The organism is Clostridium sp. CS001, from assembly GCF_020443565.1.
Classification (GTDB): Bacteria; Bacillota; Clostridia; order Clostridiales; family Clostridiaceae; genus Clostridium_AD.
Genome location: NZ_JAIZZN010000003.1, coordinates 38,888 through 53,134 on the forward strand (window position 1 = coordinate 38,888; position 14,247 = coordinate 53,134).

A 14,247-nucleotide genomic window follows, 5' to 3' on the forward strand; every position below is an offset into this window, starting at 1 on the left:
ATGAAAAAAGAAAGAAAACGAAAAAAAATAGTAAATTATAAAAGATTTGCCACAGTTACTATCACCTTTGTGGTGATATCCTTTGCATTAATTTTTGCTTATTTTTATTTTTACTTGTCTAATTTTAACAATAATGCTGTAGACTTATCATCAAATTTAAGCAGTAAGGATATAGAACAAATAAAAAAGACAGGAAAATCTTGTAACATATTAATTATGGGTGTAGATGTAGGAACTCCAGGCAGTGTAAATGCTAATGATCCTAAGAGGACGGATACACTTATAGTGGCACATTATAATGCGGAAGATGGTAAGATTAATTTAGTTTCTATACCTAGAGATATATTAATTAATATAAATGGTAAAAATCAAAAAATTAATGCTGCCCATGCAATTGGGGGAGTAAAATATGCAGTTGCTGCTGTAGAAAAGTTATTAAGTATCAAAATTGATTACTATGGCAAAGTTGATTATGAGGGATTCAGAAAAGTAATTGATGCTATTGGTGGAATTGATATGGATATAACGAGAAACATGAATTATGATGATCCTACGCAAAACTTGAGTATTCATTTTAAAAAAGACACAACAGTGCATTTAGATGGAAAAAAAGCTGAGGAATTCTTTAGGTGGAGAAAAAATAATGATGGTACTGGTTTCCAAGATGGTGATTTAGGAAGAATAGAAAATCAACATATGTTTATTGGAAAAGTCATGGATAAAGTGAAAAATCCTCTTATAGTACTTAAAATTCCAGGTATTTTATCAGCAATTCAGGACTACGTTGAGGTTAACATGGATGGCAGTGAGATAATGAAGTACGGATACATATTTGCTAGTATAGGAAGGGATAAACTTTCTATGGATACACTCAAAGGAGATGCAAAATATATATCAGGTATATCATATTTAATATATGATGAAGATCAAAATAAAGAGATTGTCTCAAAATTACAAGATAGCAATGTGAAATTTATTGACAAATCAAATCTTAATATAAAAGTAATCAACGGGACTAAAAAACCAGGCCTAGCAAGCGATTTCAAAGAATTCCTTGCAGAAAAGGGTTATAGTAAAGTGACTACGGAGAATGGACCAGCTACTAGTAAGACTAAGATTGAGGTATATAAAGGTGATAAAGAGATTGAAGAAGATCTAAAAAAAGACTTTAAAATAGACAACATTGAGTTTTTATTGCCAACAAAGGATAACTTTGATATGATAGTTATATTAGGCGAAGACCATGAATACATTAAATAGTTTTTTTAATATTTTAAATTTATTAATATTAATTTGAATCTATAAATATTAATAATTATGAGGAGGAGAAGAAAGTGGAAAAACAAATTATAAGCACTACGAATGCACCAGCAGCAATAGGACCATATTCTCAAGCAGTAAAGGTTGGTAACTTATTGTATACTTCAGGACAATTAGCAATAAATTCAGCTACTGGAGAATTTATAAATGACGATATAAAAAAGGCAACAGCGCAATCCTTAGATAATGTAAAGGCAATACTAGCAGAAGCTGGTACTACATTAGATAAGGTAGTAAAAACTTTAGTATTCCTAAAGGATATGAATGATTTTGCAGATATGAATGAAGTATATGCAAAGTATTTCAGCACAAATCCACCAGCTAGATCTTGTGTTCAAGCAGGAAAGCTTCCTAAGGATGCATTAATAGAAATAGAAGTAATAGCTATAGTTGAATAATATATTAGCATATTTGCTAATTGTTTTTTAAAATGCATTATAAGACCTCGGGTAGTAACTCGAGGTTTTTTATAGTTTAGTGCATCCCTAAATGAATTAAGGGGAAAATATAAAAAAATATGAACAGTTGGAAAATGAGGTGCAACATGAATAATAAATTAACCTATGTAGTTGGAGAAAATATTACTGAAGTAAAGCTAAGAGATTACTTGAAGTTTACAGAGAACCTATCTAGCAGATTTATAAAGAGTTCAGGGATTAGTGGAAAGATAAGTGTAAATAATAAAGTCGCTAAACTAAACCATAGAATAAACTCAAATGACAAGATAGAAATCGATATGAAGAAAGAAGAACATCAAAATATTGAACCAGAAAAAATGGATCTTGAAGTGGTATACGAGGATGTAGATATTATTGTAATAAATAAGAGGCCAGGTATGGTGGTTCATCCTACTAGAGGATATCCATTTGGAACCCTTGCAAATGGAGTTTTATATTATTTCAAAGAAAAAGGTGAAAAATGCATTGTTAGGTTAGTAAGTAGGCTTGACATGGATACTTCAGGTCTTATAATAATTGCAAAAAATCAATTTTCTCATATGGCCTTGGCTAGAGACATGCAAGATAAAGACTTGCATGCTAAAACTTTTGAGAAGAGTTATATGGCTATTGTCCATGGTAATATGAAGGAAAAGTTGGGTACTATTGATTTACCAATTGGTAAGCTTGATGAAGAAAGTATAAAGAGGGAAGTCTGTGAAAATGGTCAAAGAAGTGTAACTCATTATGAAGTTATGGAATCTTTTAAAAATGCTGATTTAGTAAAGGTTACCTTAGAGACTGGTAGAACACATCAAATTCGTGTTCATTTAAGTCATATTGGGCATCCGATTTACGGAGATAGTCTTTATGGAACTAGCGAAAGTCAATATATTGATAGGCAGGCACTACATGCATATAAGTTAATTATTCCACATCCAAGAACCGGTGAGGAACTTATACTTATGACAGAACTACCTGAGGATATGAAGGAATTGGAACTCAAACTAAAAGCAGAAAGCAATATATAAAAAACACCAGGTTATAAAATGTATCCTATAGGCTACATTTTATTATTCCTGGTGTTTTCTATATATTAGTATTTGTCATTTAATTTGCTTATAGCTTTCCTAAGTTTTCTTCTTCTTCTTACTTTTTTCACTCTCATAAAAACAATGAATAATGCAAGGATAATAGCAAGATATTTTATTGTGTTTATTAAAAGTGAAGAGTTTTTTGAAGTATTTAAATTATTTCCTGGAAATATATTGCCACGAGACAAGCTGCTTTTATTATAATCTAATCCACTAGAAAGAGGTAAATTATAGGAGTCCTCGCCACAGGTAATTACGGTATTACTTATTATGTCACCCTTATTAATAGCTGAGATATCTAAATTATTTTTCTGTGGATTAATTACTGGAGTTAAAGTTGAGTTTTTAGCTTTAACAACATAAAAATCTTTCGATGCAAGAAGAGGAATCACAGTACCATCTTCTAAAGTTAAATTGGATACTACATCATCTTTATTTAAAAACTTAGATAACTCAAAGTTTTTGAACCCATAATCAAATAGCTTTCTACTGTCTGGGAAAAAGGTTTTTACAGAGTCATGTATAAGTGATACTATAAGTTTCTGACCATTTCTAGAAGCTACTGCAATAAAGGAATGCTGTGATTGGATGGTATAACCTGTTTTTCCACCTTCACAACCCTGATAATAGTAGGAATCTCCAGGTTGTATTAATCTATTACCATTCCATAGGGGACGTTTTTCTAAAGATTTATTTGTTGGTGCCATTATATATGAAGAAGTTGTTGAAATCTCCTTATACTCAGCATGCTTAGTAAGTTCCTGCATAATTAAAGCTAAGTCATAGGCTGAGGTTTTATGATTAACGTCATATAGACCATTGGGATTGACGAAATTAGTGTTTTTGCAACCTAAAGACTTTGCCTTTTCATTCATAAGCTTTGCAAATTCTTCTGTGGAACCACTTATGTGTTCTGCTAAGGCGATGGCACAATCATTAGCAGAAGCAAGGATTAATCCATATAATAATTCTTTAACAGAAATTTGTTCGCCTTCAAAGATATATATTTTTGAACCATCAGCCATTTCTGCATTTTTGCTTACTGTTACCATATCTTCTAATTTATCATTCTCTAAGACTAAAAGTGCAGTCATTATTTTAGTGGTAGAAGCCGGTGGATAAGCAGAATTCTTATTTTTTTCGTAAAGTATTTTACCGGTAGTAGCATCCATTAAAACAACGCTATCAGCTGATACTGTTGGTGGTGATGGTGCCACTGGTGGAGTTACGTTTGCTTTAACTGCTGAGGATATATTAAAAATTAAAAAGATTGACGTAAGTATTATTGAAATTAACTTCTTCATAGATTACCTCCCAGTTTTTCAATATTTATATTATATCAAAAAAATACTTTTTTAGCGACAGTATTTTTAGAAAGTTGTCAATAATTCCATATATGAAGATAAAATAATTAAGAATTAGTTTGTGAGGCATAACTTAATAAGGAGGAAGTATGAAAAAAAGAGAAAAGATAATTGGGTCTATAGCTATTTTATGTTTAAGTGTAGTTTTTATACTTATTGGTTATAAAATTTCAACACCAAAGGAGAATATTAGCGCTATAGATTATAAGGATATATTTGCAGAAGCTGATAAGGCTTCAGGAGAAAAAACCGATGGGAAAGTTATTTCTGTTCAATCAAGTAATAGTAACAAAAACAATAATAATAATAATAACAATAATAATGCAGAGGATAGCTGTATTAAAGTAGATATAAAGGGCGCTGTAAAAAATCCTGGGGTTTATGAAATTAAAATAGGTAGTAGAGTAACTGACCTTATAAAGCTAGCGGGCGGAGCAGCAACAGATGCAGATTTGGATGCTACTAATTTGTCTTTAAAGCTAAATGATGAAAATTGTGTTGTGATTTATAAAAAGGGTGAGAGTGAAAAAATAAAAAACCTTCAAGGTAGCATTACTAGTCCCATAAGTCTAAATTCCACCAGTGAGAATAATATTGTTAACATAAATATGGCAAGCAAAGAAGAATTAAAAACTCTTACAGGTATAGGGGATGCTAAAGCAGATGCTATAATTAAATATAGGGAAGAAAATGGAGGATTTAAGTCTGTAGAAGAATTAACAAAAGTTGACGGTATTGGGGAAAAGACCTTAAGCAAATTCATGGATAAGGTAGACATAAAGTGACTAATAGTATAAAATTATCTTGATGATTTAGTAGTAATTAATAATCATTTTTTTACTTATAAAAAATATAAGGAGGGTGCCATATGGATAAGAGACTTACAGAGTTTTCAAAGACCTCTGGCTGAGCAGCCAAAATAGGGCCGGAGACCCTTTCGAAAATATTAGATAAATTACCTAAAATGGAAAGTGAAAACTTAATTGTTGGATTTGAAACCTCTGATGATGCAGCGGTATACAAATTAAGCGATGAAATAGCAGTTATTCAAACTTTAGACTTTTTCACACCAGTAGTAGATGATCCTTATGTATTTGGACAAATAGCAGCAGCAAATTCATTAAGTGACGTATATGCTATGGGAGGTAAACCTACACTAGCCTTGAATATAGTATGTTTTCCTAATTGTTTAAATATAGACATACTAGGTGAAATATTAAAAGGCGGAGCAGATAAGGTTATAGAATCAGGAGCAATAGTAATAGGTGGACATTCCGTAGAAGATGATGAACCTAAATACGGATTATCAGTAATGGGTATAGTTCATCCAGATAAGGTATTAAAGAACTATGGATGTAAGGTAGGAGAAGTATTAATTTTAACAAAACCCCTAGGAACTGGTATAATTAGTACAGCAATAAAAGCAGAAATGGCTTCAAAGGAAGCCTATAATATTGCAGTTAATGTTATGAGTACTTTAAATAAATATGCTGGAGAAATTATTATGGAGCATGAAATAAGTGCATGTACTGATATAACAGGTTTTGGTATTATGGGCCATTGTTATGAAATGGCTAGTGGGTCTAAAATAAGTTTAAGATTATTTAAAGAGAATATACCATACATAAAAGAAGCTAAGGAATATGCAAAAATGGGATTAGTTCCTGCAGGTTGTTATAATAATAAAGCATACTTAAAAGGGAAATATGAGATAAATGGCGCAGAGGAATGGTTAGAGGATATATTATTTGATCCTCAAACTTCAGGTGGACTTTTAGTATCTTGCACAGTGGAAGAATCAGAAAAACTCATGCTTAGGTTAAATGAGTTAGATTTAAAATCACAAATTATTGGAGAAGTAATCCCTTTGCAAGATAAATACATAATCGTAGAGTAATGATTTAGTTAAGAAAGAATATGAGGAGATTTCAATGAATAGAGAATTATTAAGAAGCTTACCTAAGATAGATGAACTGCTTAAAGAAGAAGCAATAGAACATCAATTAGAAAACAGTATGCGAATTCTTGTATTAGATTCATTAAGAGAGACTATAGAGTCTTATAGAAAAGCAATTTTAAATGATAAAATAGAATCAATAACAAAAGAAGCAGTGATAATTGATGCTATTAAATTAATAAGAAAAAAAAATATCCCTAAACTTAGAAAAATAATAAATGCTACGGGAACTGTTCTGCATACAAATCTAGGCAGAGCACTTTTATCAAAGTCTGCTATAGAAAAGGTAATAAATGTTGCTGAGAACTACAATAACCTTGAATATGACATTGAAAAGGGCAAAAGAGGATCTAGATATTCACATATAGAAGAAATTCTAATGAAAACAACTGGCGCAGAAGCTGCTATGGTGGTAAACAACAATGCAGCGGCGGTAATGCTTGTGCTAGATACTTTGTCTAGAGATAAGGAAGTAATAGTTTCTAGAGGCCAATTAGTAGAGATTGGTGGGTCTTTCAGGATTCCTGAGGTAATGAAATTTAGTGGAGCTAATCTAGTGGAAGTAGGTACAACTAATAGAACCCATCTTTATGATTATGAAGATAATATTACCGAAAATACAGGGGTACTTTTAAAAGTGCATACATCTAATTTTAAAGTAATGGGATTTACAGAGGAAGTTTCTATAGAAGACTTAGTAAAGTTAGGAAATGATAAAGACATACCTGTAGTGGAAGACATCGGAAGTGGTGTGCTAATAGATTATTCTAAGTATGGTTTCGTACATGAGCCAACTGTTCAGGAAAGTATAAAAAAGGGCATAGATGTAGTAACCTTTAGCGGAGATAAGATGTTAGGCGGACCTCAAGCAGGAATAATAGTAGGTAAAAAGAAGTATATTGATAGAATGAAAAAAAATCAGTTAACAAGAGCTCTACGTACAGATAAAATGACCTTGGCAGCTTTAGAAGGAACACTTTTGCACTATTTAGAGGAAACAGAGGCCATTAAAAACATACCAACTTTAAGCATGTTGCTATGTGAAACATCGGAGCTTAAGAAAAGAGCACAAAAACTTAAAAGAAAGCTTCAAACTAAAACTGATAAATTCACCTTTACAATAGAAACTGACTATTCAATGGTTGGTGGGGGATCTATGCCTACAGAAAAAATAGAAACTTACGTTATAAAAGTAAAAAGTGAAATATATACGGCGCCTCAAATAGAGGAGATACTAAGATTAAGTGAAGTATCTATAATTGTAAGAATTAATAATAATGAAGTAATTTTAGATCTTAGGACTTTATTTGAAAAGGATTATGAAATTATTGCAGAGACCTTTAGGAATATTGCAGCACCCCAGGTGATGATTTAACGTTGATTATGAAAGGGAGCCAGTTATATGAAGCATATTATTATAGGAACAGCAGGTCATATAGACCATGGTAAGACAACCTTAATTAAGGTGTTAACAGGTAGAGAGACAGATACTTTAAAAGAGGAGAAGGATAGAGGTATTTCTATAAACTTAGGATTTACCTATTTCGATTTACCATCTGGAAGAAGGGCCGGAATAATTGATGTTCCAGGCCATGAAAAATTTATTAAAAACATGCTAGCAGGGATAAGTAGCATAGACGTGGTTTTATTAGTTATAGCAGCAGATGAAGGGATTATGCCTCAAACCAGGGAGCATTTTGAGATATTGCAGCTACTAAATGTTAAAAAAGGAATTATTGTTCTTACAAAAGCTGATTTAGTAGATAGTGAATGGATTGAAATGATTAAAAGTGATTTAAGAACTGAGTTTAAAGGTACTTTTTTGGAAAAAGCACCTATTCATCAAGTATCCTCAAAAACCAAAATAGGATTTGAAGAGCTAATTGCGCAGATAGATAAAATCACTGAAGAAGTCGATGCAAAAGACACCGAAGGGCACTTTAGGTTACCTGTGGACAGAGCATTTTCTGTAAGCGGCTTTGGAACTGTAATAACTGGAACAATAATAAGCGGAAGGGTAGCAGTTGGAGATACAGTAGAAGTATATCCTTCAAAAGTAGTTACAAAGGTTAGAGGTATTCATATACATGATAAACCTGAAGAATTTGGAGAAGCAGGTCAAAGATGTGCTATAAACTTAGCTAACATAAAATTAAGTGAAATAGGCAGAGGAGACGTGGTTTCTAAAATAAATATAATGGAACCATCACTTTCCATAGATTGTATGCTTTACTATCTAAAAAGTACAGGAAAACCACTAGTTAATAGGCAAAGGGTTAGACTATATCATGGAACAGATGAAATTCTCTGTAGAGTTGTTATACTAGATAGGGAAGAAATAGCTCCAGGAGAAACTGCTTATGTACAACTAAGACTGGAAAAGCCAATAAATGCTCAAAGGAATGATAGATATGTGATTAGAAGTTATTCGCCTATGCATACAATAGCAGGGGGCACTGTCATTGAACCTTCTGCAGAAAAGGCGAAAAGGTTTGATGAGAAGTATATTGAAGAACTTAAGGTTAAAGAAAGCGGAAGTACTGAAAGTATTTTGGAAAACACTCTTATTAAATTAAGTGGAGATTATCCTGATACTACAGTGATTTTAAAGGCTCTAGGAAAAAATGAAGAAGGCATAGAAGATAAATTGAAAGCATTAGTAGATGATAATATAATAATAAAACTAACATCATTAGATAAGGAAATATATATACACAAGAGTTTTTTCAAAGAAAAAATATCGGAGATAGAGAAGATTTTAACAAAGTATCATAAGGAAAATCCACTTAAAGCAGGTATGCCAAAAGAGGAAATAAAAAACAAAGTATTTGGAAAGAATATAAAGCAAAAAATCTATGATGAGATATTGACTCTTATGCAAAGTAGAAATGTTATAAAAATTTATGAAAAGTTTGTATCTTTATATGATTTTAGGATACAATATACAAGTGAACAAGAAAAGTTAAAAACAAGCATTTTCTCCGCTTATGATAAGGGAAGATATAATACCCCAAAATATGGTGATTTAGCCGTAAATGAAAAGGATAAAAAGAACTTTAAAATGGTTTTTGATTCACTTATGGATAATGAAGAATTAATAAAAATTGCTGAAGACTGTATTTTTACAAAAGAAAATTATGAAAATGCAAAAGTGCTTGTGTATAATTACATAAAAGAAAATGGTAGCATAGCAGCATCTACTGCTAGAGATTTATTTGACACCAGTAGAAAGTTTGCAGTAGCTTTATTAGAACATTTTGATGGTATAAAATTAACTAAAAGAGTTGAAAATGATAGAGTGCTCTACAAAGAAAGTTAAGATTATAAATATCATGTCGAAATATTTCGACATGATTGTGCATATTGCTATTGAATCCGTCAACGGAATATGATATAATTAATACTAAGTTATGCTTTAATTAGTATTTTCAATGGGAGTAGATAGGTGCTGGTGTGCCTGCCAGTCTTCAAAACTGTGTTGTCGTGCTAATACCACGATGGGTGTGTTCGATTCACACATATTCCCGCCAAAGTTAAATAGACATATTGCGGCTTAGATACATAATGTAATGTATTCTGGGCCGCTTTTTAATATTAAAAAAGAAGATTACTATGTTAATAATTAAACATAAAAAAAAGAGCCTAGGCTCTTTTTTAGTTTGCTTCAATATGTTCTATTCCACTAAGATCTATTTTATAATTTCCCCTGCTCTCTTGTTTTTTTGCAAATCTTTTTTTAACTAGTGAGTCAAGAGAAGATTTAAATAGTCTAGCATTACCTTTACCATTACCTAAATTAATAGCTAACTTTATTTTTGCTACACTTTGTGGTGATGATTCTTTATTTTCATAAAGATAGTTTAATATGCTATCTTCAATTTCTTTTATGTCATCTTTCATAGCGTCCTCCTTTATCTGTACATTCTGCAATAGTATTTAATTATACTACATCATTTAACCAATAAAAAGAAAAATTATTTATGGAATATAAACCCTTTACATGTGCGCTTACGAGATAAATACAGATAGCCTTAGGTAAGTGCATGATTTGTTGAGGTAACACTCATATTCATCGCAAAACCCATGGATTATGCCTAAAATTGCTTTCGACATTATGATTTAAGTGTAATACAATAGAATATGATTAATATCCAAGATTATTATGAAAGACCAAAATCATGTATTATCTTTTAAATATTGGGGGTGTCGCTTTGGAATTTGTAATTAACAAGATAATGAGCATAGATAAAGATGCACAAAGTTATAGAAGTTCAATTGATGAGCTGTTAAAAGAAAAGCAGGATGAGCTTGAAAGTAAAATACAGGATATGAAGGGTAGCTTTCAAGAAGAATCTAGTAAAATTAAGAGTAGCATAAGTAATGAAAAGATACTAGCGGCGGAGCAAAGAGCTATGAGTATAAGAAAGGAAAAAGAAGAACAATTAAATAATATTAATATAAAATATCAAAGCAATAAATTAGTGATTGTGGAGGAAGTATTTAATGAAATAATAAAGTCACTATAGGAGTTGAAGTAAATGGGAAGTGTTGTTGATTTTAGTGCTGTAAATTCTAAAGTAAAGGCTTTAATGGGAAAGATGATAAGCCAAGAACAATATATGAAACTACTAAAGTGCAAAGGACTTAAAAGCACTATTAAAGTATTAAAAGAGGAAACTAATTATGGTGAACTTTTAGAAGGATACAACTTAGAGAATATTCACAGGAATAATCTAGAAATTATTTTGGATAGACATTATGTAAGTATTTATAGTAAATTTATAAATTACTTTAATGGTGAATATAGGAAGCTTATTAAAGCTTTATTTTTAAGATGGGAGATAGAAGATTTAAAAGTAATAATTAGAGGTAAATACTTGGGGCGCAGTTATGACCAAATACAAGATAAGCTAATTTCAAGGTGTGCCTTAAACACAATAAACTATGATTACTTATTAGCTCTAAAAAATGTTGATGAGGTAGTAGAGGGGCTAAAAGATAGCATATATCATAAGAATTTAAAGAATTTGGCAAGGGATACAAGTGAGCAAGGTCTATTTAGAATTGAAACTGAGCTAGATTTTGTTTATTTTTCTGCAGTGCGCCGTGAACTTAAACATTTAGATAATGAAAACAAAGAAGTGGTAAGTAGAATAATAGGAATGGAAGCTGATCTTTTAAATTTAGGGTGGATATATAGGGGGAAAGCTTTCTACAATATACCTCCTGATGAACTGTTTAATTATTTAATATATAATAGCCATAAGCTTTCAAAAGAAATACTTAGAAAGCTTTGTTATACAAGTAATATGGAAGAGTTTCGTAGTTTAATAGAAAAAACACCTTACGCATCAATATATGAAAAAGATGATTCTAATTTGATTGAAAAGCGAGAACGTGAATTCCAAAAAAAATATTTCAAAAAAATTCTTAGAGAAAATAAAACTAATATAGGCATGGTTATGAGTTACTTTATATATTATAAGATCGAAATGAAAGATATTATATCTATAGTAGAGCAAAAGAGATATGACATTGATATAAGTGAAGGTATAAATTATGTTTCTATCACATTATAAATTATTGCGTACTAAGTCATTATTTGTACTAGATGAAATTAGGGGGTGATACTGTGTCTATAGAAAAAATGCGTATGGTTAATTTAGTTGGAGCTATTGAAGATTTTGATAAGTTAACCAAAATGTTAGCGCTAGAAGGTTGCATGCAGCCTGTAAGTGCATTGCAAGAAATAAATACGTCGGATTTTATACTGAAACCTTCTGCTAGCAATATAGAAGCCCTGATGGACGTAGGCTACATAAGGCCTTACTTATATGAAGAAGATTATAATATAAGTTTAAAACATATTGAAAAGCTTGCAGAGGCTCAAAGAAACTTTGGTATAAATGAAGAATATGTTAAAGCAATGACCTTTGATTTTAATACAATGGAAAAAGAACTATCTTTAGTATATGGGAAGTATAAAACGTTAAATGGTAAACTTGAGGCTTTGGCAGAAAAAGAGCAGTATCTTAAGCATACTTATGAGGCTGTAGGATTTTTAAAGAAGGTGACTCTTCCAATGGAAGAGCTAACTACTATGCATAATTTCCAAGTAGGTCTATATAAGGCACCAGAACAAAACATGCTTAAGCTGAAGGCTAATTATGAAAACATACCTTCAGTAATTCAATCTGTTTATAAAGAAAAAGGTTTTGTTATATTTATAGCATTTACTCCAATTCTTTTAGTATCTGAAACGGAAAGAATTTTTAAATCGGCAAATTGTGAAGAGATTATAGTACCTAATCATTACATCGGTATTCCCAAGGAAGTAGCAGCCATTGTTCAGGAGGAGATAAATACTTTAAAGCAATCTAGAAGTGAAGTTGAAAAGGAGCTCAATGATTTCCTAAAGGAAAATTATAATACTATAAAAAACCTACAAAACAGCTATGAACTAGAGAAAAAGTCTGCAGAAATCAAAAAGAGTGCAGCTTGTACAAATGAATTTTTTTATCTTTCAGGTTGGATACCTAAAAGTTTCATAATAGATCTTAATAGGATATTACTAAACTTTGGTGATAGAGTATTGGTGATTACAAAGGAACCTAAAGAAAGAACTAATAAAGCTATAAATCCACCAACAATGTTAGTAAATAATAAATTATTCAAACCTTTTGAGAGCATGGTTAGAATGTACGGGGTTCCAAGTTACGATGAAATTGATCCAACAATGTTTTTAGCAATAACTTATACTCTGATGTTTGGTGCTATGTTTGGAGACGTAGGACAAGGGTTAGTTTTACTTTTAGGAGGGTTTTTACTAAGGATTAAGATGGGTAGAACTAACCTAGGCGGTGTTTTTGAAAGACTTGGACTAAGTTCTATAGTATTTGGATTTATGTATGGAAGTGTGTTTGGGTCTGAAAATGTTATTGATGCCTTATTAATTAGACCTATGGAGGATATCAATGATATGCTAATTGGTGCTATAGTATTCGGCTGTGGATTCTTAATTTTGGGATACATATTAGGAATTGCAAATAGTATACGGCGAAAAGATTTAAAACGTGGACTTTTTGCAAAGGAAGGCTTAGCAGGGTTTATGTTCTATATGGGAGCGTTAATACTAATAGCATCAATAATCTATAAAATTACCTTGCTACCAACAGTAATTTGGATAATATATTTTATATTATGTCTAGTGCTCATATTACTAAAAGAGCCTTTAGCCAATATTATTTTAAAGAAAAAAGTACTATTTGAAGATGGTCCTAAGGATTACTTTATAGAATCAGGTTTTGAAGTAATAGAAACCTTACTATCTATGTTTTCCAATACTTTATCATTTATAAGAGTAGGAGCTTTTGCATTGAACCACGTAGGTCTTTTTGTTGCATTTTCTGCTATGGCATCTATGACCAAAAGCGGAGTGGCATCGGTATTAATTCTAGTACTTGGAAACGTAATAATTATAGGACTTGAAGGTTTGATTGTTTTTATACAAGGATTAAGACTTCAATATTACGAATTATTTAGTAAGTATTACGAGGGTGGCGGAGTTGATTTTGACCCTGTGAAGGTTAATTTTAAGCAAAACAAATAAGAAAAGTTAGAGGGAGGAATAATTATGACTATATTACTAATGTTAACATTTTGCGTTGTTATAGCTACTATTACTTATGGAGTTGTAGAGCAAAGTAAAGTAGACGTTTTAGGGAAACAAAAGATAAAAAGAGCATTAAAGATAAATTTAGGTGTATTTATACCAGTTGTTATGGGGGCACTAGTTGTGAATATTCCAAGTATAGCTAGCGCTGCAGAAACAGTTGCAGCTAACCCAGCTGCTGGCCTTGGTTATTTGGCAGCAGGACTTTCAACTGGACTTGCAACTATTGGTGCAGGCTATGCTGTAGGTGCTGTTGGATCATCGGCATTAGGCGCTGTATCTGAAGATCCTAAAATACTAGGAAAAACACTCATCTTCGTTGGTCTTGGAGAAGGTATTGCTATATATGGACTTATTATATCTATAATGATACTTTCAAAATTATAATTTAGGAGCTAAGCTT

Annotated in this window: 13 protein-coding genes and 1 tRNA gene; 12 read left to right on the plus strand and 2 right to left on the minus strand. The window is 31.4% G+C overall.

Annotation, left to right across the window (positions count from 1 at the left end; all coding sequences use genetic code 11):
- The 3 genes from LGK97_RS03065 to LGK97_RS03075 all read left to right on the plus strand — a co-directional run bounded on the left by LGK97_RS03065 (nt 1) and on the right by LGK97_RS03075 (nt 2,788).
- Nucleotides 1-1,260 (plus strand): LCP family protein, encoded by a 1,260-nt coding sequence (locus tag LGK97_RS03065; RefSeq protein WP_226258272.1) that lies wholly within the window; start codon nt 1-3, stop codon nt 1,258-1,260.
- A 74-nt stretch (nt 1,261-1,334) separates the two neighbouring features.
- Nucleotides 1,335-1,718 carry a RidA family protein gene (locus tag LGK97_RS03070; protein WP_226258273.1) on the plus strand — a complete coding sequence of 128 codons (384 nt, stop codon included), beginning with the start codon at nt 1,335-1,337 and terminating at the stop codon, nt 1,716-1,718.
- A 146-nt stretch (nt 1,719-1,864) separates the two neighbouring features.
- Nucleotides 1,865-2,788 (plus strand): RluA family pseudouridine synthase, encoded by a 924-nt coding sequence (locus LGK97_RS03075; RefSeq protein ID WP_226258274.1) that lies wholly within the window; start codon nt 1,865-1,867, stop codon nt 2,786-2,788.
- Nucleotides 2,789-2,853: 65 nt separating this feature from the next.
- Here LGK97_RS03075 and LGK97_RS03080 read toward each other — a convergent pair whose 3' ends face one another.
- Nucleotides 2,854-4,155, minus strand: coding sequence for a D-alanyl-D-alanine carboxypeptidase family protein (locus LGK97_RS03080; protein WP_226258275.1), 1,302 nt, complete (start codon nt 4,153-4,155; stop codon nt 2,854-2,856).
- Nucleotides 4,156-4,304: 149 nt separating this feature from the next.
- Here LGK97_RS03080 and LGK97_RS03085 point away from each other — a divergent pair, with 149 nt between their 5' ends.
- The 5 genes from LGK97_RS03085 (at nt 4,305) to LGK97_RS03105 (ending at nt 9,702) form a co-directional block, all read left to right on the plus strand.
- A complete protein-coding gene (locus tag LGK97_RS03085) occupies nt 4,305-5,000 on the plus strand; it encodes a helix-hairpin-helix domain-containing protein (protein WP_226258276.1) in 696 nt (231 codons plus the stop codon).
- A gap of 83 nt (nt 5,001-5,083) precedes the next feature.
- The gene (selD, locus tag LGK97_RS03090; protein ID WP_226258277.1) at nt 5,084-6,112 is read left to right on the plus strand and encodes a selenide, water dikinase SelD; all 1,029 of its coding nucleotides are present in this window, start codon (nt 5,084-5,086) and stop codon (nt 6,110-6,112) included.
- Nucleotides 6,113-6,146: 34 nt separating this feature from the next.
- Entirely contained in the window at nt 6,147-7,547 is a 1,401-nt protein-coding gene (gene selA / locus LGK97_RS03095) for an L-seryl-tRNA(Sec) selenium transferase (protein WP_226258278.1), read from the plus strand.
- A 27-nt stretch (nt 7,548-7,574) separates the two neighbouring features.
- Nucleotides 7,575-9,491, plus strand: a complete 1,917-nt coding sequence (selB, locus tag LGK97_RS03100; protein ID WP_226258279.1) for a selenocysteine-specific translation elongation factor — start codon at nt 7,575-7,577, stop codon at nt 9,489-9,491.
- A gap of 114 nt (nt 9,492-9,605) precedes the next feature.
- A tRNA-Sec gene (locus LGK97_RS03105) sits at nt 9,606-9,702 on the plus strand.
- A 124-nt stretch (nt 9,703-9,826) separates the two neighbouring features.
- Here LGK97_RS03105 and LGK97_RS03110 read toward each other — a convergent pair.
- Complete coding sequence (locus LGK97_RS03110) at nt 9,827-10,072, minus strand: hypothetical protein (protein ID WP_226258280.1); 246 nt, start codon at nt 10,070-10,072, stop codon at nt 9,827-9,829.
- 311 nt (nt 10,073-10,383) lie between these two features.
- On the opposite strand from LGK97_RS03110, the gene LGK97_RS03115 reads away from it, so the two are divergent.
- Genes LGK97_RS03115 through LGK97_RS03130 form a run of 4 tightly spaced genes read left to right on the plus strand, consistent with a single transcriptional unit; the run spans nt 10,384 to nt 14,231 of the window.
- Nucleotides 10,384-10,698 (plus strand): hypothetical protein, encoded by a 315-nt coding sequence (locus LGK97_RS03115; RefSeq protein ID WP_226258281.1) that lies wholly within the window; start codon nt 10,384-10,386, stop codon nt 10,696-10,698.
- Nucleotides 10,699-10,710: 12 nt separating this feature from the next.
- The gene (locus LGK97_RS03120) at nt 10,711-11,751 is read left to right on the plus strand and encodes a V-type ATPase subunit (RefSeq protein ID WP_226258282.1); all 1,041 of its coding nucleotides are present in this window, start codon (nt 10,711-10,713) and stop codon (nt 11,749-11,751) included.
- A 53-nt stretch (nt 11,752-11,804) separates the two neighbouring features.
- Nucleotides 11,805-13,781 (plus strand): V-type ATP synthase subunit I, encoded by a 1,977-nt coding sequence (locus tag LGK97_RS03125; RefSeq protein ID WP_226258283.1) that lies wholly within the window; start codon nt 11,805-11,807, stop codon nt 13,779-13,781.
- A gap of 24 nt (nt 13,782-13,805) precedes the next feature.
- A complete protein-coding gene (locus LGK97_RS03130; RefSeq protein WP_226258284.1) occupies nt 13,806-14,231 on the plus strand; it encodes an ATP synthase subunit C in 426 nt (141 codons plus the stop codon).
- Nucleotides 14,232-14,247: the final 16 nt, after the last annotated feature.

Excerpts from the sequence above, each read along its gene's own strand:
- LGK97_RS03065 (WP_226258272.1), top strand. The coding sequence starts at position 1 with ATGAAAAAAGAAAGAAAACGAAAAAAAATAGTAAATTATAAAAGATTT.
- LGK97_RS03075 (WP_226258274.1), top strand. The coding sequence starts at position 1,865 with ATGAATAATAAATTAACCTATGTAGTTGGAGAAAATATTACTGAAGTA.
- LGK97_RS03080 (WP_226258275.1), bottom strand. The coding sequence starts at position 4,155 with ATGAAGAAGTTAATTTCAATAATACTTACGTCAATCTTTTTAATTTTT.
- LGK97_RS03085 (WP_226258276.1), top strand. The coding sequence starts at position 4,305 with ATGAAAAAAAGAGAAAAGATAATTGGGTCTATAGCTATTTTATGTTTA.
- selA (WP_226258278.1), top strand. The coding sequence starts at position 6,147 with ATGAATAGAGAATTATTAAGAAGCTTACCTAAGATAGATGAACTGCTT.
- selB (WP_226258279.1), top strand. The coding sequence starts at position 7,575 with ATGAAGCATATTATTATAGGAACAGCAGGTCATATAGACCATGGTAAG.
- LGK97_RS03110 (WP_226258280.1), bottom strand. The coding sequence starts at position 10,072 with ATGAAAGATGACATAAAAGAAATTGAAGATAGCATATTAAACTATCTT.
- LGK97_RS03120 (WP_226258282.1), top strand. The coding sequence starts at position 10,711 with ATGGGAAGTGTTGTTGATTTTAGTGCTGTAAATTCTAAAGTAAAGGCT.
- LGK97_RS03130 (WP_226258284.1), top strand. The coding sequence starts at position 13,806 with ATGACTATATTACTAATGTTAACATTTTGCGTTGTTATAGCTACTATT.